This is a genomic window from Acinetobacter sp. ANC 4636 (genome assembly GCF_054454555.1).
Window position 1 is genome coordinate 168,838 of sequence record NZ_JBTKVD010000005.1, and the last position, 20,006, is coordinate 188,843.

The window sequence follows — 20,006 nt, forward strand, 5'->3', positions numbered from 1 at the left end:
TTTTTTCTCTATGCAATCTGGTAACAACTCAACAAATTTGTAGGGCATTTGTATTTGATTATGCAATGCCCTAAGTCATGAATTAAGGAAAATCATATGGCAACACATCAAGCTGTTTATGTGCATGCCGCCTCAAGCGGTCGCCATCATATCGCTAGTGACCGTCAGGGTCAGACAGGTTCTTTTTCACATTTTGGGGTCATTGGTATTTTTGCCAATGCAGTTGCAATGCCTGATTTGGGCAAAGCACATTTACTCTCTCTTTCCTTGCAGAGTAGTTAGGTTCGTCCTTGCTGCGTAACCCACAGTGCCTTCGGGCAAATGGGCGTTCGATATAAATCCATTTTTTCTTTTTTGAAGGTTTTTTATGACGCAAGCAAATCAAGCCTCACTCTCTCAAGGCTTAAAAAACCGCCATGTCACCATGCTGTCTATTGCAGGTGCTATTGGCGCAGGTTTATTCGTCGGTTCAGGACATGCCATTGCTTCCGCAGGTCCTGCAGCTATTTTGGCTTATTTCATCGCAGGGACACTGGTAGTTCTGGTCATGCGTATGCTTGGTGAAATGGCTGTTTCACAACCCGACAGTGGTTCGTTTTCAACTTATGCCGATCGTTCGATTGGTAAATGGGCTGGGTTTACTATCGGCTGGTTGTACTGGTGGTTTTGGGTCTTGGTTATTCCATTTGAAGCCAATGCCGCAGCCGCGATTATTAACTCTTGGATTCCTGGCGCACCGATCTGGTTGCTCGCCTTCCTGATTACCGCCGCACTGACTGTAACTAACCTGTTTAGCGTAAAAAATTACGGTGAATTCGAGTTCTGGTTTGCATTAATCAAAGTAGTGTCGATTATCGCGTTCATTATTTTTGGTTGTGCTGCTGTGTTTGGTTTCTCTCCGAACCCAGAAGTCAGCGGGGTTAAACACCTATGGGATCATGGTGGTTTTATGCCAAATGGTTGGGGGCCAGTCTTGGCTGCGTTACTAACCACCATGTTCTCATTTATGGGTTCTGAAATTGTCACGATTGCTGCAAGTGAGTCAAAAGACCCTGAACATCAAATTACCAAAGCAACCAACTCGGTCATTTGGCGTATTGCATTGTTCTATATCGTGTCAATTTTCATTGTGATTGCACTTGTGCCTTGGAATGACCCTAACTTACCAAGTATGGGGTCATATCAAACTGTATTGTCTGTATTGCACGTACCACATGCAAAATTGATGGTTGATATTGTGGTATTGACCTCTGTGGCCAGCTGTTTGAACTCGGCACTCTATACCGCTTCACGTATGGTGTACTCTTTAGGAGTACGTGGCGATGCGCCTTCGTTTACCAAAAAAGTAAACTCGCAGCATACGCCTGTATATGCGGTTTTACTGTCAACAGCAGTTGCGTTTATCTGTACTTTTGCCAACTATGCTGCACCAAAAGCCGTCTTTAACTTCTTGCTTGACAGCTCTGGTGCAATTGCGTTGCTGGTTTATCTGGTGATTGCATTCTCGCAATTGGCAATGCGCAAAAAACTGGTGGCTGAAGGTAAACAGCTCACCATGAAAATGTGGTGCTTCCCGTACCTGACTTGGGCAGTGATTGTCTTTATCATCGCGGCACTTGCGACCATGGCATTTGATCCAGCGCATACACATGAAATTACTTCAACGGCGATTCTAAGTGTGTTCGTGGTCATCTCTGGTTTGATTGTAACTAAGCGCCGTAGTGAAAAAGCACCTTCTGCCATAGTAGAAAGCAAATAATCAAATTTAATACAGGCATAAACCTATGCCTGTATTCACAGGTTGATGCTGAAGAAAAAGTAAATTGGTCAGGTTATTTAGATTACTGTGTCTGGCATGGACATACTAATACTACTCTCCCAAATCCCTGACTTTGTGAGCGCTAACACAATTTACTTTTTCGACAGCATCACGTTGGTCTAGCGACCAAAGGAAACAAGGAGATTTGGCGATCTCCTTGTTTTTTTTATTGGTGGATTTTAATTCAGTGTTGGCACACCCGCTTCACGCAAGCACTGCAACAGCACGCCAAATGCCATCACCATATCTTTTTCATCGACACAGGCAAAACCCATCAACAAACCACGCTGTGCACGCGCATGCGACTGCATATAGTATTGTGACAGTGGACGTACCTTCACTCCACGTTCTAGTGCCTTGGCGGCAATCGCCACATCATCACAGTAGGTTGGCAGTTTCATCACCAAATGCAACCCCGAAGCTTCATCGTATTCATGCAAAAAGTCTTTGCCCAAATACCGGTAAATCAAATCAATCAGGAAAGAACGGCGCTTGCCGTAGAGTAAGCGCATACGGCGAATATGTGCTTCATAGTGCCCTTCGCGAATAAACTCCGCCAATGCCTTTTGCACCAGCAAATGCCCACCGCGATACAGTTCGGCTGCAACAATACGTAACGGTGAAAACAATGGCTTTGGCACCACCAGATAACCAATGCGTAACGCTGGATAAATGGTTTTACTAAAGGTTCCCATATAAATCACAGGTGCTTCGGGTTCTAAACCTTGCAAAGATGGATATGGCTGTCCTGAAAAACGGAACTCACTATCGTAGTCATCTTCAATAATCCAGCTGCCATGCTGACGTGCAATATTTAATAATTGTTTACGACGTGCCAGACTCAAATGCGAACCGAGCGGATATTGATGCGATGGGGTCACAAAAATCAGTTTAGGCGCTTGTTTGGGGTTATCTTCTGGAATAATGCCTTCAATATCGACAGGCATAGGACGCAAATGCAGCCCGTTAATCCGCAAAGTATTGCGCATACCCCAATAGGCAGGATCTTCAATCCAGACATGGTCACCAATATCACTCAGTGCCCGTGACACCAAATCTATGCCTTGGTGAATGCCTTCGGTAATAATAATCTGATCGACATCACATTGCACTGAACGCGCTACACGCAAATAATCTGCCAAGGCGCTGCGCAGCTCGACACAACCACCTGCATTACTATAAATCAGGCGATTAATGTCTGGTTCACGGCTTAAACGCGCCTGAATTCGGCTAAAAATATGATGAGGAAATTCAGTTACATCGGGTGCACCTGGCACAAAAGCACCCCACTGATGTGGAGATGCAGCGGCATAACCCATCAGGCTCGCCCCACGATTCGACAACGTATAATCACGTCGTAGTGGTTGCAAATGTGGCTGAGCTTTCTTTTTCTGGCTGTTTAAAAATGCTTCAGGCAATTTCTCGGCAACCCATGTGCCATGCCCTGTACGCGCTTCAACATAACCTTCCGCTTGCAGCTGTTCATAAGCCGTCAGTACAGTATTTCTCGACACATGAATTTCACCTGCCAGATCACGCGATGCAGGTAATCGAGTCTTCGGTTGTAATACGCCTTCCACAATGGCACTACGCAAGCAACGAAATAACCGTTGATGTAGCGTACCCTCGGCGTCTTGTTGTAATCGTTGCAACAAATGATCTCCAAGCAGGCTACGCAATTGGCTCTCTCCTTCTGTATTAAAGTGGCTCTCGTTAGTTGCCGCCTAAAGCGCGAAATTATAGCGATACACAGTGATTGTAAACCATCATAATCCATGATGATGCTATACATACGTACAAGCTGTAACCGATGACAAAAATGAGGGATTAACATGAGCGATAAACATACTGCACTGAACGAGCGCAAACAGCAAGCAACTCCACGTGGCGTAGGTGTAATGTGTCAGTGGTATGCAGAAAAAGCTGAAAACTCAACTCTTTGGGATGCTGAAGGCAACCAATTTATCGACTTCGCTGGTGGTATCGCAGTATTGAATACTGGTCACCGTCACCCGAAAGTGATTGCTGCTGTGACTGAACAGTTAACTAAATTCACGCACACTGCTTACCAAGTTGTCCCTTACGAAAGTTATGTAGCTTTGGCTGAACGTATTAACGAACGTGCGCCAATCGCAGGCCCTGCAAAAACAACCTTCTTCTCTACAGGTGCAGAAGCTGTAGAAAATGCAGTAAAAATTGCACGCGCTTACACAGGTCGTCACGGCATCATTACTTTTGGTAACGGTTTCCACGGTCGTTCTTTCATGACTATGGCAATGACAGGTAAAACTGCACCTTACAAACGTGACTTCGGTGTTATGCCTGCTGGCGTATTCCATGCACGTTACCCAGTTCCTGCAAAAGGCGTGTCAATTGAAGACGCGATCGAAAGCATCGAAAACATTTTCAGTGAAGACGTTGCTGCACATGACGTTGCTGCAATCGTTCTTGAACCAGTTCAAGGTGAAGGCGGTTTCAACGTTGTTCCTGCTGAATTCTTAAAACGCCTTCGCGCACTTTGCGACAAACACGGTATCTTGTTAGTTGCTGACGAAGTTCAGTCTGGTTTTGCACGTACTGGTAAATTGTTCGCAATGAACTACTTTGAAACTAAAGCAGACTTGATCACTATGGCGAAAAGCTTAGGTGGCGGCTTCCCGATTTCTGGTGTTGTTGGTCGTGCCGAAGTCATGGACGCTCCAAACCCAGGCGGCTTAGGTGGTACTTATGCAGGTAGCCCAATCGCCGTTGCTGCAGCTCATGCCGTGATCGATGTCATCGAAGGTGAAAACCTGTGCGAACGTGCCAATGAATTGGGTGCTGAGCTTGTTGCAACTTTAGAAAGCATCAAAGCAGCATCTGGCGACGTTGTTACTCACATCCGTGCCTTAGGTTCTATGGTTGCTGTTGAACTTGAAACTGCTGAACAAGCAAAAACTGTACAACAATATGCAATGGACAACGGTCTATTGATCCTGACTTGTGGTAAATATGGTAACGTGATCCGTTTCTTGTATCCATTGACTATTCCTGTTGAACAATTCCGTCAAGGTCTAGACATCTTGAAACAAGGTTTTGCAACTTTAAATACCACAACAAATTCTGCGGAGCAATCTGCATGATCCAAACTAACTTGCAGTATTTGCTAAAACACCCAGATATTGCGTTTGAAGCACCTGCTTCAGACGACTATATCGAAGTGAATGACGCTGCTACAGGTGAAACGCTGGCGTGGGTAAAAACCCACGACAGCGCAGCTGTTGAAGCAGCCATTTTACGTTCTGAAAAAGCACAGGCAGCTTGGAAAAAACAAACTGTGACTGCGCGTGCCGACGTATTGTGGGCATGGTACAACCTCATGCTGGCTCACAAAGAAGATTTGGCACAAATCTTAACGGCTGAGCAAGGCAAACCACTGGCGGAAGCACGTGGCGAGATTGGTTACGCAGCTTCTTTCATTCGTTGGTTTGCTGAACAAGCACGTCGTATTGATGGTGAAGTTTTACCTTCAGTGCAACCACAACAACGCTTACTTGTGATTAAACAAGGCATTGGTGTGACTGCGGCGATTACCCCTTGGAACTTCCCAGCGGCAATGATCACCCGTAAAGCAGCGCCAGCGATTGCAGCAGGTTGTTCTATGTTGGTTAAACCAGCAGAACAAACCCCTTTAACAGCTTACGCACTTGAAGTACTTGCACTACAAGCAGGCTTACCTGTTGATGTTCTCATTAACATCAGTGGTGATGCTGCAGAAGTCGGCAAAACTTTATGTGACAGCGACATCGTACGTAAACTCAGCTTCACAGGTTCAACCCAAGTAGGTCGTATCCTGATGCAACAATGTGCACCAACCATCAAGAAACTTTCTCTTGAACTGGGCGGTAATGCACCTGTGCTGATTTTTGATGATGCGAATCTGGATCAAGCCGTTCAGGGCATCATGGCAAGTAAATACCGTAACAGCGGTCAAACTTGTGTCTGCGCAAACCGTATCTATGTTCAGGACGGCATCTATGATGCATTGGCTGAACGTCTGGTTGAAACTGTAGCGAAACAGTTGAAAGTTGGTGACGGTCGTCACGAAGGTTCAACTCAAGGGCCGCTAATCGATGAAAAAGCAGTCGCTAAAGTTCAATCACACATTGATGATGCCGTAGCAAAAGGCGCGCAAATCCGTATTGGTGGTAAGCGTTCTGAACTAGGTGCAACATTCTTTGAACCAACCGTGTTGACTGGCGTGACACAAGACATGAAAGTTGCCAAAGAAGAAACTTTTGGCCCGCTTGCTCCACTGTTCCGCTTCAAAACTGAAGACGAAGCTGTGGCAATGGCAAACGACACTGAGTTCGGCTTGGCAGCGTACTTGTTCACTCAAAATACAGCACGTCAATGGCGTGTTGGTGAAGCACTCGAATACGGTATGGTCGGCATCAACACTGGTGCGATCTCCAATGAAATTGCACCATTTGGTGGTGTAAAACAATCAGGTCTTGGACGTGAAGGTTCGAAGTTCGGCATCGAAGAGTATCTCGAAATGAAATACTTGTGTGTTGATCTTTCTGAATAATCATTCAGACAACCCATTAAAAAAACCAGTCTCGCCCATTCGATGACTGGTTTTTTTATGCCTGCTGTCTATCTTGATTTTATGACTGACCTTGATGTTGTTTACGCTCTGCCACCATTGCCCAGTAACTGGCAAGTGCAGGCCCTGAAATGTTATGCCACAAACTAAAAATGGCACTGGGCAATGCAGTTAATGGTGATGCAGCAAAATGCACGGCTGCCAGTGCCACGCCCAGCCCCGAGTTTTGCATCCCTACCTCTATCGCCACCGCTTTACTGTCAAAATAAGACAATCCCAAAATACGGCTTGCCCAAAAACCCAATAAAAACCCCAAACCATTATGTAGTGCCACAATCAGCAAGACCAGCAAACCCGACTGCAATAATGCCGTTTTGCTGGCCGCAATAATCGCCGCCACAATCAGCACAATCGCCACCACAGAAATTAAAGGCATCACTTCAATATAAGTATTGATCTTATTTTTCAGAAGTATACGCATCACCAAGCCCAAGGCTATTGGGAACAATACCACCTGTAAAATCGACAGCAGCATGGAACTGGCATGAATCTCAATCCATTGACTGGCAAGCAGATAGAAAATTGCAGGGGTTAAAATGGGCGCAAGTAAAGTCGATACTGAAGTACACGCGACCGACAACGCAGTATTGCCTTTTGCCATAAAGGTAATCACGTTAGAGGCTGTTCCTCCAGGGCAACAACCGACAAGAATCACGCCAATTGCCAATTCGGGCGGTAACTGAAACAACTTGCACAGCAAATAGGCCAGACTTGGCATCACCACAAAATGTGCCGCTACACCAATCAATACCGCTTTGGGGTTGTGCACCACACTTTTTAAACTCACCCACCGTCATGGTCATCCCCATACCGAACATGATCACGCCAAGCATGAGTGGAATATAATGGGTTAGCCAAACAAATCCTTGTGGCAAATACAATGCAATCCCTGCAAACAGTACCACCCACAGCGCAAAACTTTTCTGGACGAACTGAATCATCGATAAAAATAATTTCATGAAATCACACGTCAAATGAGGCTTATAGCAGCATCTCAAAAATGAATAAACCTGAGTCCAATATAAAATACGTAGAAATTATAGGATAGATAGAAACGTCAGTTGCATGTTTGAGATCGGAACTATTTTTCAACATATTGTTTTTAAATACATTAAAATTTAAATAGTATCTGACCAAGTTTGCAACTGGCAAATGGTTTTGCCCTTGTGCAGCGATGCTGCTCATCACGAAAACCTTGCGAGACAGCACCTCTCAGCTCGAACCTGAACGAGATTAAAATATATTTCAATCGACGTGCAAGACATCATGATTTAATCCTGAAATACGAGTCAAAACTAACTGCAAGGCCAATTCATTATGATTCACTTATTTTCAACATCTTGAGTGAAAATTTACCGACTTCTTAGTCTCAAAATATCCCTAGAGCTGGCTAGACTGTAAACGAATCACACCCAACGCCTGCATCGCTTCCCACGCCTGTTGTAAAGAGCCGTTTAAGTCGATTGGCGCAGTCGCATCTTCAATCACATAAGTATTAAATCCCAATTTTACAGCATCCATTGCAGTCCATGCCACGCAAAAATCGGTCGCGATTCCAACAACATATACTGTCGTAATTCCAGCTTCTCTTAAATAGCCTGCTAAACCTGTTGTGGTTTTCTGGTCTGCCTCTAAAAATGCCGAATAGCTATCAATTTCAGCATGCCATCCTTTACGGATAATGAGTTGTGCATGTGGAATATTCAGGTTCGGATGCAGTTCAGCATCGTGTGTACCTTGCACACAATGGCTTGGCCAAAGCACTTGTGTGCCATAATCGAGCTGAATGGTCTCAAAAGCCTGTTTGCCCGCATGATTTTCAGCAAAAGAAATATGGTCGTCAGGATGCCAATCTTGAGTCAGCACCACATGCTGAAATTTTTGAGCCAATTGATTAACTAATGGAATAATCTGGTCGCTGTCTGCCACCGCCAAGTGACCACCTGGGGTAAAGCCATTTTGAATATCAACCACGATCAGGGCACTCTGCTCCAGATTCATTTTTATTCTCCTATCAATTTACTGATTGCTGATATCAGATGAAAATTTATAAAACCAAACCTGAATAATGCAGTTCAAGCCAATATTTTTTTCAATTTATCCACTCAAAGTATTTATACCCAAGCTGTTTAAAAAATGCCTTAAAAGTTTTGACTGCTTTAACGAAAGTATATTGTTCTTCATACCATGTTCAGTCATAATTTGAGTAAGCAACATTCAGCGTTACCACTATATTACGTTGACTTTTCCGCTTAAATTCAAAATACAGTAACCATCCTTTTTAAAACTTTACGGATGGTCAAATAGGATATTTTTTCAAAATGACTCAGCAAGCTCAGAATATTCAAGGCTCAATTGTCGCATTAGTCACCCCTATGTTTGAAGATGGCAGCGTAGATTGGAAGAGCCTTGAAAAGCTCGTTGAGTGGCACGTTGAACAAGGTACTAATGCAATTGTTGCGGTCGGCACAACAGGTGAGCCTTCTACGCTGAGCATGTCTGAACACACACAAGTGATTAAAGAAATCATTCGTGTCGTGAACAAACGTATTCCTGTAATTGCTGGTACTGGTGCAAACTCAACCCATGAAGCGATCGAACTCACCCAAGAAGCTCAAACCCTTGGTGCAGATGCTGCTCTTCTAGTCACACCTTATTACAACAAGCCGACTCAAGAAGGTTTATACCAGCATTTTAAAGCCATTGCTGAAACTGTCGATTTACCGATTATTGTATATAATGTCCCAGGACGTACTGGCGTCGACATGCTCAATGAAACCGTACTTCGTCTTGCCGATATTCCCAATATCATTGCAGTAAAAGATGCGACTGGTAACACTGAACGGGGCAAAGAATTGATCGACGCCTTGAAGGGTCGTATGGCGGTTTTCTCAGGCGATGATGCCACTGCTGCTGAATTGATTCGTCTTGGCGCGCAAGGCAATATTTCGGTAACTGCCAATGTCGTTCCAAAATTGATGAGCGAATTATGTGCTGCAGCGTTGCAAGGCAACCAAGAAGTTGCTGAGCAAATTAATAATAAGATTGCAAATTTAAACAATATTTTGTTTTGCGAATCCAACCCGATTCCTGTGAAATGGGCATTGCATGAAATGGGGAAAATTGGTTCAGGCATTCGTCTGCCACTCACCCCACTTGCAGAGCAATATCGCACACCATTGCGTGACGCGCTAAAAGACGTAGGTATTATTTAAAGAGCACAACATTATGCAGTTACGTTTAGGTTTAACCCTTGCACTTTCAGTTTTAAGTTTGGCTGGTTGTAGCACCTTGAGTAATAAGCTCAGTATCAACAACGGTTCTTTAAACTATAAAAAGTCGACCACCGACATTGAGCCCTTAAAATATCCTGAAGGTTCAACGGCTCGACCTGCAACGCCACTGTACCCTGCGCCAATTATCGACTCACTCGCATTACAACACGCGCCTGATTTTGAAAATCAAAAAGGTAATCGTTTTGCAATGCCTCGCCCAGATGAAGTCGTTCCAAACCGTACTTTGGCTGAAGCCAATAATAATTATCCGAAACCTGTAGTTTTAGTTGACGGAAACCAAAATCCGTTACTGAAAGTTACTGGTAAATCTGATACAATTTGGCAGTACACGCTTGCAACACTAAGCAGTCTAAATTACAGCGTGATTAGCCAAAGTCAAACACGGTATGAAGCGACAATTAAAGTCGATGATCACACCTATGTCTTAAAGCTCTCCGCTGTTGGTAAAACCAATACCCTCGTTTTATTTAATCCTGATAACAGTTTTGCTGATCAGGCTAAAGCGAAAGCATTGTTAGACCAGATTTCTCAAAATTGGCCAGCCTAGTACCCTAGGTATATTTTTGAAAACAGGTTCATCCCATGTTAAAACAAACCTTGCTCTATACAGGTAAAGCAAAATCTGTTTATGAAACAGATAGTCCAGACCACTTGATTTTAGTTTTTCGTGACGATGCTTCGGCGTTCAACGGCGAAAAAATCGCGCAACTAGATCGTAAAGGCAAGGTGAACAACCGTTTTAACGCCTTTATTATGGAAAAACTGGCTGCTGCTGGTATTGAAACCCATTTTGAGAAATTGCTTACACCAACAGAAGTGTTAGTGAAAAAGCTAAAAATGATTCCTGTAGAGTGCGTTATTCGTAACTATGCAGCAGGTTCTTTATGCCGTCGTTTGGGTATTGAAGAAGGTAAAGAATTGAACCCGCCTACGTTCGAATTGTTCTTCAAAGATGACGCACTTGGCGATCCAATGGTGAACGAATCTCAAGCAATTGCTTTAGGTTGGGCAACTGCTGAACAACTCGAAAACATGAAAGAACTCACTTACAAAGTAAATGATGTTCTTAAAGATTTGTTCGACAAAGGCAACATGTTGCTAGTTGACTTCAAACTTGAGTTTGGCGTATTCCATGATCGTATCGTACTCGGTGATGAATTCTCTCCAGACGGTTGCCGTTTGTGGGATAAAGAAACCAAGAAAAAACTCGACAAAGACCGCTTCCGTCAAGGTTTAGGTGGTGTTGTTGAAGCTTATGAAGAAGTTGCAGCACGCTTAGGCATTAACTTAGAAGATATCTAAGTTTTTACCTTGTAAAAACCGAGTCATTTGGCTCGGTTTTTTATTATTCACGATAAGTATAATTTTTAATTTTCATCGCTCTATAACTTTTACATCACAATATTCTTTAAATCATTCATCCATAAAACAATGAAAAATTATTTTTTAAAATCTCTATTCACTAGCCTAACTCTGATCGTTTGCCTGACAGGTTGTCAAAGCGTTTCCAAGGCTACCCATAAAGTCGGGAACATAGTTGGACTCAGTAAAGAAGAAGTGCCTCAAGCCAACAAAAAAGGCGTGGTCGATGTCAGTGACATTAATAACCAGTTAGAGCAATTGACTGAAAATTTACCTGCCGAACAATGGTCTTATATTGAAAATAAAAAACAGGGCATGTATAGCCTGAAAAATAAGTCCAAAACAGGAGATATACTGTCACTCAAACTCAACTGCAATGTCGCAAGCCAAAAGCCGACCTTCTCGATTGAAAATACTGACGGGCAAGTGCTACTCAAAGCCTATGATCAACAGGCAGGGCAAATCCAGTTCCTGCTCGACAATAAAAACTATGGCAATATTTTTGCATTAGGTCAGGTGAAACAACTGGCTGCGTTTAAAAACCAAGTTATACATGCCAAAGTCATTAAAATTTATAATCAAGGCAAACTTTACAGCTTTAGTAACAACAAAGCCGAGTTACTCAACAAGCCCGTTTCTTGCAAAGCCAATTAATCCTTGAAATGTTCAATAAGACTGCCAAGTGATCTTGGCAGTTGGTTTTATTGCTGTTGTTGTTCCTGCTGCCAGCGGCGTTGTTGCAACCGCTCACCTTCGACTTCACGTTTATTGCGTGCTGACTCATACAGTTTTGTACCTTTCAACTCAGGCGGAAAATATTCCTGCAATACAAAATTTTCAGGATAATCATGTGGATAAAGATAATCCACTCCATAACCCTGCTGTTTCATCAACTTGGTTGGTGCGTTACGCAAATGTAACGGCACAGACAGGTTTGCAGTTTTCTCCGCCAGTTCCATCGCACGGTTAATAGCCAAATACGTACTGTTACTTTTGGCACTGGTCGCCAAGTAGACTGCACATTGTCCCAAAATAATGCGGGCTTCAGGCATACCAATCACCTGTACCGAGCGGAAGCATTCGCCTGCCAGCAACAGCGCATTCGGATTGGAATTACCAATATCTTCAGAAGCAGCAATCAGCATGCGCCGTGCAATAAACAGCGGATCTTCCCCACCTTTGAGCATGCGTGCCATCCAGTACAGTGCTGCATCTGGGTCACTGCCACGAATGGATTTAATAAATGCCGAAACCAAATCATAATGCTGCTCGCCTGACTTGTCATAACGGGCGATATTCTGCTGGGCAACGCGTACTACCAGCGCATTGTTAACGTGATTGTCTTGTTCAGGCTCAAAAGTACTGGCAATTAAATCCAGTAAATTAAGTGCCTTACGAGCATCGCCTGCTGCAAACTGAATCAGGGCATCAAACTCATCGATATAAATCTGACGTTCCTGTAAAAAACGATCTTGCTGTAAGGCTTTGTTTAATAAACTTTCAATGGCTTCATTTGACAGAGCATTTAAGCTATAGACCTGACAACGCGACAATAAGGCACTGTTGACCTCAAAAGACGGGTTTTCTGTGGTCGCACCAATTAAGGTAATTTTGCCTTTTTCTACTGCACCGAGTAAGGCATCTTGCTGGGACTTGTTAAAGCGATGAATTTCATCAATAAAAACTACAGGTGTCAGTAAGTCACCGCTTTCAGCAATCACTTCCCGCAGTTCTTTGACCCCAGTATTGAGTGCTGACAAACTGATAAATGGTCGATCCACTGCTTGCGCCAACAACAAAGCAATCGTCGTTTTACCCACGCCAGGTGGTCCCCAAAAAATAATTGAGGGTAAATGTCCCTGATCAATCATTTGCCGTAATGGCGCACCTTCTCCCAATAAATGTTCCTGTCCAATAATTTCAGACAGATCACGTGGGCGTAGACGCTCGGGTAATGGAATTTGACTCTCTGACATGCGGTTTTAATTCATTGCTTGGGCTTGGCTATAGTCTACAAGATTGAAATGCCCATTCAATAGCGTTGTTCTGTGATTACATCTGTTGAATCAATTCATACAAGTCCGCTTTGGCATCTTCATCCCCCTGCTCGGCGGCTTTACCCAGCCACTTCATAGCTTGTTTTTTATCTACGGCTACACCTTTGCCATCGCGATACAAACAACCCAAATTATATTGCGCTGTCGGGTTGTCTAGCTCTGCTGCTTTTTGATAATAATCAAAAGCTTTTTTAAAGTTTTGTGCGACACCGCGACCATTAAAATACATGACCCCGATATTGTTCAAGGCTTCGCGATGATTGAGTCGTGCAGCTTGGCTGTACCATGTAAAAGCTTTGGCGTAATTTGGCGGATCTTGTTCATATTCATACGTATAGCCAAGATTATACATGGCATCGGCTGAACCATGTGTAGCCGCTTTGGTATAGTAAGCCAAGGCTTTTTTCGGATCCTGCTCTACACCTTCACCGTGGTCATACATCACACCCAGACTATATTCAGCATCCGCATTGCCTTGCTGGGCAGCTTTTTCATACCAAAAGCGTGCCTGATCAAAATCCTGCTCAGTGTCATTGCTGCCATAGTAGTACACGTCACCGATTTTATACTGCGCTTCGGCCTGACCTTTTTGAGCAATTGCCAGAACCTGTACATCACTCATATCATCAAAGTTGGCAGCAAATGCAGGTGTGGTAATCACACCCACCAGTAAGCAACCGACCAATACGTTACGAATTTTTTTCATAAATTATCCAATTTTTAAATAATACTATGCTTTATTTTTAAGTTGTTTTAAGTCAGTTTTTTATTCGACAATCAAAAAATCTGCATCGGTTAAGTTTACTGCAATTTCAACAAAGCTGCATTCTCACCATCTTCAATCACCCATAAATCTCCCTGAGGTGTTTGCAATAGTCCTCGTATGCGCTGCCCCATCTCAATTCGTTCCAGTTCTTTAATCGGTTGATGCTGAATATCCACCACAATAATCGACTCGGATGACAAACCGCCAATCAACGCCTTACCTGTCCATTGGGGAATCCGTTTACCCTGATAAATAATCAGGCTTGAAGGAGCAATTGCAGGTGTCCAACTTAGAGCAGGTGCTTGAAATCCTGGTCGGGTATCATGCTGTGGAATTTTTAAACCTGAATTTGAATAATGATCATCACTGGAAACCAAAGGGTAACCATAATTACGCCCTCTATAAATCTGATTCAATTCATCACCACCTTTAGGGCCCTGTTCCACTTCCCAAAGCTGTCCTTTGCTATCAAAAGCAATGCCTAAAGGGTTTCGATGTCCCCATGACCAAAGCTGAGCAGCAACGCCACCTTGAGCATAAAGTGGGTTATCGGTGGGTGTGGTACCATCAGCATTGAGTCGTATCATTTTACCCAAATGGCTATGCAAGTTTTGTGCGGGATTAACCTGCTGGCGTTCCCCCGAGCTGATCCAGAGTTTGCCATCACGGTCAAATAACAACCGATAGGCAAAATGCTTATTACCTTTTACTTTAGGTTGTTGTGTCCAGATTCTTTGACGGTTGAGCAGTCTTGGCTGGCCAGCGTGTGAGAGATCCAGCTGGGCACGATCAACGGCTGCGCCTGTAGTGTTCTGCCCAGAGGCTTCTACATAGCTGAAATACACCCAGTGATTTTGGTTAAAATCAGGATGCAAGACAATATCACCAAGACCACCCTGCCCCGCGTAAACTACTGGTGGCACACCTGCTACAGACCATGACTGCTGACTCACAGGGTCAAACAACTTGATTGCCCCTGCTTGCTCAGTAATCAGCAACCGACCATCAGGTAATGCGACCAGCGCCCACGGTGAATTAAAAGTGCCGACTGTTTGAAAGTGTAATAGTGCAAACTTTGAGGTGCGTTGGTTCATAAACTGATCAAAATATTGCTCGATCTGTTTAAAACAATCTGACGAACTACAAGCTGTTAAACTTAAAACTGACATTAATAAAAAAAGAAGATGCTGAAATCTTCGCATAAACACACCATCCGTAACATTCATGCATCCTGAAAAGACAGGAGTTTATAGTTTTTTACCTTTTATTCAGCATCCAACTGATGTAAGGTTTTTACAATATTACAATCCTGAATACAGGCTTGAGAATTACAGCTCTGGCGTAGCTGCTGTAATTGCTGGCTAAATTTCTGCAATTGCTGGATTTTATCCTGAATATGCCCCAAATGGGTTTCCACCAGTGTATCCACGACAGTACAATTGTCTTGTGGATGCAGCATCAGTGCATTCATCTCTTGAATTTCCTTAAGGGACATTCCCAATTCGCGACAATGTCGAATAAAAATTAACTGTTGCAATGCCTGATCATCATAATAGCGATAATTATTATTCGCACGCTTTGGTGCAGTGATGAGCTGTTTTTTCTCATAAAAACGGATCGTATCCGCAGAAATTTTGGATTTTTTAGCCAATTCACCAATTGAAAAAAACATATGCACCTCACTTGACCTTAGAGTAACTCTAAGCTTTTAAATCCGTGTATGCAAATTAAAACAGGATTTTCAAATGGCAGGTTGTCAATGTGAACACCACACATCAAATCATAGCATTTCAAAAAAATTTCGTAATGCACTGTGGATTGCCTTATTTCTCAATTTAAGTCTGTTTATTATTGAAGTGATTGCAGGAGCACATGCAGGCTCTGCTGCGCTTTGGGCAGACTCTCTTGACTTTGCTGGTGATGCTTTTAACTATGCCATTTCAATTATGGCATTGGGACTCAGTTTGTATTGGCGTGCCAGTATCGCCCTGATTAAAGGCTATACCATGCTGTGTTTTGCGATTTTGATCTTGGTCAAAGTAGTTTGGGCGTACTGGACAGGCGTGCAACCCGAAGCCATGACGATGGGCGTGATTGGTATAATTGCCCTGATCGCTAATGTGATCAGTGCCCTTGTGCTCTATACCTTCCGTGATGGAGATGCCAACATGACCTCGGTCTGGTTATGTAGCCGCAATGACGCGATTGGTAATATTGCAGTAATTTTGGCAGCGATTGGCGTCTTTGGCACACATAATGCCATTCCTGACCTGATTGTCGCTGCAGTGATGGCAAGTTTAGGCTTTAGCTCAGGTTATCATGTGGTTAAAAAATCACGTGCTGAGCGTCAAGCCAATAAAACAGGACATTTAGCGTAATGCACCAATATAATGATGTGGCACTTCTTCTTTTTGCGCTGGGCTTGGCAGATCATCCATAACAGGTGTCATTGCGCTTACTGGAGCCACAAACTTCACGCTTGCAATCTGGGTAGGTGCTGTACCATGAGATAGCACTGCATCCAGACGAGATCCTAAACGGTGCAACTCCGCATCGCCTGAAGTCAAGGCAAGCTTGACCACTTCTTGAGCGTACTCCAGATTATGTTCCAGATACACCACATCAATCACCCGCCCTGCCACACGTCTTAAACGAACATATAACTGTGTGGCGAGGTCAAAGATCTCTTTTTCAACTTTTTTATCTTTGCTCAACATCGTCTTCATACTTTTCTCCACAGTTGTGGTTCAAGCCCAACTTGAACCAATTTTTTTACAACACATCAAGGTACATGCTCGCCGTGTTGTGCTAAATCCAAACCAATTTGTTCCTGTTCTGCATCGACTCGCAGACCAATCACTTTATTAATCACAAATAAAATCACGACAGAAATGATTGCGCTGTAGAGGAAGGTCGTCACTGCACCTATCACCTGTATCAGCAAACTGGCATCCAAACCCGAAATATGTTTTTGTGCAAACACGCCTGTCAGAATCGCACCAACAATCCCGCCTACACCATGAATCCCGAAAACATCCAATGAGTCATCAGCTTTGAGTAGAATTTTGAGCTGAGTTGCACCCCAGTAACAACACACCCCAGCAATCAAGCCAATCAGCAAAGCACCTGTCATATCCACAAAACCAGATGCAGGGGTAATCGCAACCAAACCTGCAACCGCACCCGAACATGCACCAAGCAGCGTCACTTTACGGCGGCTGATATATTCCACCAGTAACCATGTCAATGCTGCCGCTGCTGTTGCAAGCTGAGTAACCAGCATTGCCATGCCCGCACGCCCATCGGCTGCACCTGCTGAACCCGCGTTAAAACCAAACCAGCCGACCCACAGCAATGCTGCACCAATAAAGGTATAAATCAGGTTATTTGGAAAAAATGGCTCTTTGCCATAACCATTGCGCTGACCCAGCATATAAGCACATGCCAGACCTGCAGCACCGGCATTAATATGCACAACCGTGCCACCTGCAAAGTCCAGAGCACCTTTGGCTGCCAACCAGCCTGTTGGTTCCCAGACCCAGTGTGCAACAGGGACATACACCAGTAAAATCCAGAAAAACATAAACCAAAACATCGCTGAAAAACGCATACGCTCAGCAAATGCGCCAGTAATTAAAGCAGGTGTAATAATGGCAAAGGTCATCTGAAACATAATCCAGACGGTTTCAGGAATACTGGAAGCCATATGGCTCACGGAAATTTTGCCATCAATGGCATCGAACACCACACCTTGCAGCATGATGCGATCAAAACCACCAATAAAGGCATTATTGGGTGTAAACGCCAGACTGTACCCGACGACAACCCACAGCACGCTCGCCAGACACACAATCACTAAACTTTGTAAGGCAGTGGCAATTAAGTTTTTTTTACGCACCATTCCTGCATAAAACAAAGCAATTCCTGGAATGGTCATGAGTAACACCAGTGCAGTGGAGGTCAGCATCCACGCGGTATTCCCCGTATTGATTTGTTCTAGATTGGTGATATAAGGCGTCGTTGCTGCACATGCCATACCCGAACTGGCAAAAAAGCCAAGTAAGATGAGTACAAGATTGTTGATATAGCTATTTTTATACATTCTCCCCCCATAACAGCATTGCTTAAAAGTAATTGAAATTTCACCCATTTTTTATGCGTAAAGATCAAGCAAAATTTAAGCCAAAAATGAAGGGAGTTATATTTTATTTTTTATATGATTGTTTTTAAATAATTTTCATCTCACCCAACGCACGATATACTCATCAATATCATCTTCGCTCACAGATTCCTCTGAAATACAGCGTCCTGCTACCGATTTTTTGGCTTTAATCACACTCTGCCGTGAGCCTGTATTTAAATAATGCCATGAGGGTAAGTTTTTGCCTTCATCAATACGTCGGTAGGCACAGCTTGACGGTAACCACTGGATTTTTTGTAAGCTTTCTAAAGTTAATTGAATACAATCAGGGACATGCTGCTGACGCTGACTGTAATCCGAGCATTGTCCTGTTGTACAGTTGAGTAACTTACACGCCACTTTTGTATAAGCCACTTCATGCGTGTCTTCATCTTCAAGTTTGAGTAAACAGCACAAGCCACAGCCATCGCACAAAGCTTCCCATTCTTCGCTTGAGAGTTGATCTAATGGATATTTTTTCCAGAATTGTGGACGCAGCGCCATGAATTTCTCAGTCTAAAAACAACAAAGTCAGCATTATAACATGCCCAACTCCAGCTTAATTTTTACAAACCGCACTTACATAGCATGATGAAAACGCTGCATAAAGTGCACATTTTATGCACAAAGCAAAAACAGTCATGCCAATTTACAGTGCTAAACTAAACATCAAAATAAAAAATGCAGGAGAATCATCATGTTTCGTTGGGCGATTATTTTTGCAGTGATTGCACTAATTGCTAGCTTACTCGGATTCGGTGGCGTCGCTGGTCTATCACAACAATTTGCTGTGATCTTGCTAGTCGTTGCCTTGATTTTGGCCGTGATTGGTTTTTTTTCAAGAGGCCATTAACAGATTCTCAAACAAAAAGAGAAGCTTACGCTTCTCTTCTTTAGTATTTCCAGGTTTGCAACCGATTTAACCAAACGCTCAGTTGCTGGTAACCTGCCGGGAAAAAACGCTGTAGCAAATCTAAAACCTTGGCATCAGTACCAATCAGGACTCGCCGCTGGTTTCGGCGAATGGCTTTCAGAATTTTCTGGGCAGCCTTTTCAGGTGGGGTCCGCAGCAGTTTCTCAAAGTCCTGCTGTGTACCATCGGTTTCAATCCCCAAACTTTGTAAACTTTGATTAGAACGCGCCGATTTGGCAATATTGGTTCGCACCCCTCCAGGGTGTACACATAAGGCACTCACCCCACAGCGCTGAATATCCAGTTCCTGACGCAATGACTCAGTAAACCCACGTACTGCAAACTTGCTGGCATTGTATGCGGACTGGGTCGGCTGTGCTGCAATTCCAAAAATACTGGAAATATTGACAATATGACCATCTTGGGTTTGCTTAATATAAGGCAAGAACTCTTTGGTTCCATACACCACGCCCCAAAAGTTGATATTGGTAATCCAAGCCAGATCTTCATAACTTGCACCTTCAACTGTCGATGCCAGCGCCACCCCCGCATTATTAAAAATCAGATTAACCTGACCATGTTCACGTACGGTCTGTTCTGCCCAATATTGCACCTGCTCACGCTCAGCAACATTAACCAAATGTGTCGAGACCTGCACTTTATAGGCCTGAAGTAAGCTTTGCGTCTGTGCTAAACCTTGCAAATCAATATCACTCAAGGATAAATGGCAGCCCTGCTGTGCTAAAAGCAATGCCAACTGTTGCCCAATACCTGAGCCTGCTCCTGAAATTGCTGCTACTTTTCCTTGAAAACTTTTCATTACCATCTCGATCTTGCATCTTGACCATCATATGCGTCATCATTTAGTCATATGACGATCAAGATTTTGTCACAAATATTTTTTAAAATTGCAGATACCTAAATCTACTGCAATGATACTGTCATAATTAGTCTTTGTAATACTG

General features: G+C 43.5%; 20 protein-coding genes and 1 pseudogene. 10 read left to right on the forward strand and 11 right to left on the reverse strand.

Annotated elements, in window-relative coordinates; genetic code table 11:
* The first annotated feature begins 96 nt into the window (after positions 1-96).
* Complete coding sequence (locus ACX1N5_RS07470) at positions 97-282, forward strand: hypothetical protein (RefSeq protein WP_458801128.1); 186 nt, start codon at positions 97-99, stop codon at positions 280-282.
* A gap of 85 nt (positions 283-367) precedes the next feature.
* Positions 368-1,759 (forward strand): GABA permease, encoded by a 1,392-nt coding sequence (gene gabP / locus ACX1N5_RS07475; RefSeq protein ID WP_131381809.1) that lies wholly within the window; start codon positions 368-370, stop codon positions 1,757-1,759.
* 239 nt (positions 1,760-1,998) lie between these two features.
* Here the strand turns inward: gabP and pdxR are convergent, their stop codons facing one another.
* On the reverse strand, positions 1,999-3,498 hold the full coding sequence (pdxR, locus tag ACX1N5_RS07480) for a MocR-like pyridoxine biosynthesis transcription factor PdxR (RefSeq protein ID WP_458801126.1): 1,500 nt from the start codon (positions 3,496-3,498) through the stop codon (positions 1,999-2,001).
* A gap of 153 nt (positions 3,499-3,651) precedes the next feature.
* Between pdxR and gabT the strand changes: the two genes are divergently transcribed.
* Both gabT and ACX1N5_RS07490 read left to right on the forward strand, forming a co-directional pair.
* A complete protein-coding gene (gene gabT, locus ACX1N5_RS07485; protein WP_004750128.1) occupies positions 3,652-4,941 on the forward strand; it encodes a 4-aminobutyrate--2-oxoglutarate transaminase in 1,290 nt (429 codons plus the stop codon).
* Entirely contained in the window at positions 4,938-6,389 is a 1,452-nt protein-coding gene (locus ACX1N5_RS07490) for an NAD-dependent succinate-semialdehyde dehydrogenase (protein WP_131381811.1), read from the forward strand. Before gabT ends, ACX1N5_RS07490 begins: the two co-directional genes overlap by 4 nt.
* Positions 6,390-6,468: 79 nt before the next feature.
* Here ACX1N5_RS07490 and ACX1N5_RS07495 read toward each other — a convergent pair.
* Together ACX1N5_RS07495 and pncA are read right to left on the reverse strand one after the other, a co-directional pair.
* Positions 6,469-7,426 (reverse strand): annotated as a pseudogene (locus ACX1N5_RS07495) (bile acid:sodium symporter family protein).
* Between the two features lie 421 nt (positions 7,427-7,847).
* Entirely contained in the window at positions 7,848-8,468 is a 621-nt protein-coding gene (gene pncA, locus ACX1N5_RS07500; RefSeq protein ID WP_458801123.1) for a bifunctional nicotinamidase/pyrazinamidase, read from the reverse strand.
* A 320-nt stretch (positions 8,469-8,788) separates the two neighbouring features.
* Between pncA and dapA the strand changes: the two genes are divergently transcribed.
* From dapA to ACX1N5_RS07520, 4 genes are all read left to right on the forward strand, one after another.
* On the forward strand, positions 8,789-9,682 hold the full coding sequence (gene dapA / locus ACX1N5_RS07505) for a 4-hydroxy-tetrahydrodipicolinate synthase (protein ID WP_004750136.1): 894 nt from the start codon (positions 8,789-8,791) through the stop codon (positions 9,680-9,682).
* Between the two features lie 13 nt (positions 9,683-9,695).
* A complete protein-coding gene (locus ACX1N5_RS07510) occupies positions 9,696-10,310 on the forward strand; it encodes a lipoprotein-34 precursor (NlpB) (protein ID WP_458801121.1) in 615 nt (204 codons plus the stop codon).
* A 35-nt stretch (positions 10,311-10,345) separates the two neighbouring features.
* A complete protein-coding gene (gene purC / locus ACX1N5_RS07515) occupies positions 10,346-11,065 on the forward strand; it encodes a phosphoribosylaminoimidazolesuccinocarboxamide synthase (RefSeq protein WP_131312514.1) in 720 nt (239 codons plus the stop codon).
* A 129-nt stretch (positions 11,066-11,194) separates the two neighbouring features.
* The gene (locus ACX1N5_RS07520; RefSeq protein WP_458801119.1) at positions 11,195-11,779 is read left to right on the forward strand and encodes a hypothetical protein; all 585 of its coding nucleotides are present in this window, start codon (positions 11,195-11,197) and stop codon (positions 11,777-11,779) included.
* Between the two features lie 47 nt (positions 11,780-11,826).
* Here ACX1N5_RS07520 and ACX1N5_RS07525 read toward each other — a convergent pair whose 3' ends face one another.
* The 4 genes from ACX1N5_RS07525 to ACX1N5_RS07540 form a co-directional block, all read right to left on the reverse strand.
* Positions 11,827-13,101: a replication-associated recombination protein A gene (locus tag ACX1N5_RS07525; RefSeq protein WP_458801117.1), complete on the reverse strand. Its 1,275-nt coding sequence runs from the start codon at positions 13,099-13,101 to the stop codon at positions 11,827-11,829.
* A 76-nt stretch (positions 13,102-13,177) separates the two neighbouring features.
* Positions 13,178-13,888, reverse strand: coding sequence for a tetratricopeptide repeat protein (locus ACX1N5_RS07530; RefSeq protein ID WP_458801115.1), 711 nt, complete (start codon positions 13,886-13,888; stop codon positions 13,178-13,180).
* Between the two features lie 95 nt (positions 13,889-13,983).
* Positions 13,984-15,150, reverse strand: a complete 1,167-nt coding sequence (locus tag ACX1N5_RS07535; RefSeq protein ID WP_458801113.1) for a PQQ-dependent sugar dehydrogenase — start codon at positions 15,148-15,150, stop codon at positions 13,984-13,986.
* Between the two features lie 62 nt (positions 15,151-15,212).
* The gene (locus ACX1N5_RS07540; protein WP_004750149.1) at positions 15,213-15,620 is read right to left on the reverse strand and encodes a MerR family transcriptional regulator; all 408 of its coding nucleotides are present in this window, start codon (positions 15,618-15,620) and stop codon (positions 15,213-15,215) included.
* Between the two features lie 73 nt (positions 15,621-15,693).
* Here ACX1N5_RS07540 and ACX1N5_RS07545 point away from each other — a divergent pair, with 73 nt between their 5' ends.
* Positions 15,694-16,326, forward strand: coding sequence for a cation transporter (locus tag ACX1N5_RS07545; protein WP_458801111.1), 633 nt, complete (start codon positions 15,694-15,696; stop codon positions 16,324-16,326).
* Here the strand turns inward: ACX1N5_RS07545 and ACX1N5_RS07550 are convergent.
* The 3 genes from ACX1N5_RS07550 to ACX1N5_RS07560 form a co-directional block, all read right to left on the reverse strand.
* Positions 16,318-16,674, reverse strand: a complete 357-nt coding sequence (locus ACX1N5_RS07550) for a hypothetical protein (RefSeq protein ID WP_458801109.1) — start codon at positions 16,672-16,674, stop codon at positions 16,318-16,320. The genes ACX1N5_RS07545 and ACX1N5_RS07550 overlap by 9 nt on opposite strands.
* A 56-nt stretch (positions 16,675-16,730) precedes the next feature.
* Positions 16,731-17,984 carry an ammonium transporter gene (locus ACX1N5_RS07555; RefSeq protein WP_207788376.1) on the reverse strand — a complete coding sequence of 418 codons (1,254 nt, stop codon included), beginning with the start codon at positions 17,982-17,984 and terminating at the stop codon, positions 16,731-16,733.
* 201 nt (positions 17,985-18,185) lie between these two features.
* Entirely contained in the window at positions 18,186-18,632 is a 447-nt protein-coding gene (locus ACX1N5_RS07560) for a YcgN family cysteine cluster protein (RefSeq protein ID WP_131381823.1), read from the reverse strand.
* A 193-nt stretch (positions 18,633-18,825) separates the two neighbouring features.
* Between ACX1N5_RS07560 and ACX1N5_RS07565 the strand changes: the two genes are divergently transcribed.
* Positions 18,826-18,981, forward strand: coding sequence for a DUF1328 domain-containing protein (locus tag ACX1N5_RS07565; protein ID WP_004902798.1), 156 nt, complete (start codon positions 18,826-18,828; stop codon positions 18,979-18,981).
* A gap of 40 nt (positions 18,982-19,021) precedes the next feature.
* Here the strand turns inward: ACX1N5_RS07565 and ACX1N5_RS07570 are convergent, their stop codons facing one another.
* Positions 19,022-19,861 carry an SDR family NAD(P)-dependent oxidoreductase gene (locus tag ACX1N5_RS07570; RefSeq protein ID WP_131381824.1) on the reverse strand — a complete coding sequence of 280 codons (840 nt, stop codon included), beginning with the start codon at positions 19,859-19,861 and terminating at the stop codon, positions 19,022-19,024.
* Positions 19,862-20,006: the final 145 nt, after the last annotated feature.

Coding starts and splice junctions, on each gene's coding strand:
- ACX1N5_RS07520 (WP_458801119.1), top strand. CDS start 11,195: ATGAAAAATTATTTTTTAAAATCTCTATTCACTAGCCTAACTCTGATC.
- ACX1N5_RS07570 (WP_131381824.1), bottom strand. CDS start 19,861: ATGAAAAGTTTTCAAGGAAAAGTAGCAGCAATTTCAGGAGCAGGCTCA.
- ACX1N5_RS07525 (WP_458801117.1), bottom strand. CDS start 13,101: ATGTCAGAGAGTCAAATTCCATTACCCGAGCGTCTACGCCCACGTGAT.
- dapA (WP_004750136.1), top strand. CDS start 8,789: ATGACTCAGCAAGCTCAGAATATTCAAGGCTCAATTGTCGCATTAGTC.
- ACX1N5_RS07535 (WP_458801113.1), bottom strand. CDS start 15,150: ATGCGAAGATTTCAGCATCTTCTTTTTTTATTAATGTCAGTTTTAAGT.
- gabT (WP_004750128.1), top strand. CDS start 3,652: ATGAGCGATAAACATACTGCACTGAACGAGCGCAAACAGCAAGCAACT.
- ACX1N5_RS07540 (WP_004750149.1), bottom strand. CDS start 15,620: ATGTTTTTTTCAATTGGTGAATTGGCTAAAAAATCCAAAATTTCTGCG.
- gabP (WP_131381809.1), top strand. CDS start 368: ATGACGCAAGCAAATCAAGCCTCACTCTCTCAAGGCTTAAAAAACCGC.
- ACX1N5_RS07545 (WP_458801111.1), top strand. CDS start 15,694: ATGGCAGGTTGTCAATGTGAACACCACACATCAAATCATAGCATTTCA.
- ACX1N5_RS07490 (WP_131381811.1), top strand. CDS start 4,938: ATGATCCAAACTAACTTGCAGTATTTGCTAAAACACCCAGATATTGCG.
- ACX1N5_RS07555 (WP_207788376.1), bottom strand. CDS start 17,984: ATGGCATGTGCAGCAACGACGCCTTATATCACCAATCTAGAACAAATC.
- pncA (WP_458801123.1), bottom strand. CDS start 8,468: ATGAATCTGGAGCAGAGTGCCCTGATCGTGGTTGATATTCAAAATGGC.
- ACX1N5_RS07510 (WP_458801121.1), top strand. CDS start 9,696: ATGCAGTTACGTTTAGGTTTAACCCTTGCACTTTCAGTTTTAAGTTTG.
- ACX1N5_RS07550 (WP_458801109.1), bottom strand. CDS start 16,674: ATGAAGACGATGTTGAGCAAAGATAAAAAAGTTGAAAAAGAGATCTTT.
- ACX1N5_RS07565 (WP_004902798.1), top strand. CDS start 18,826: ATGTTTCGTTGGGCGATTATTTTTGCAGTGATTGCACTAATTGCTAGC.
- ACX1N5_RS07470 (WP_458801128.1), top strand. CDS start 97: ATGGCAACACATCAAGCTGTTTATGTGCATGCCGCCTCAAGCGGTCGC.
- purC (WP_131312514.1), top strand. CDS start 10,346: ATGTTAAAACAAACCTTGCTCTATACAGGTAAAGCAAAATCTGTTTAT.
- ACX1N5_RS07530 (WP_458801115.1), bottom strand. CDS start 13,888: ATGAAAAAAATTCGTAACGTATTGGTCGGTTGCTTACTGGTGGGTGTG.
- ACX1N5_RS07560 (WP_131381823.1), bottom strand. CDS start 18,632: ATGGCGCTGCGTCCACAATTCTGGAAAAAATATCCATTAGATCAACTC.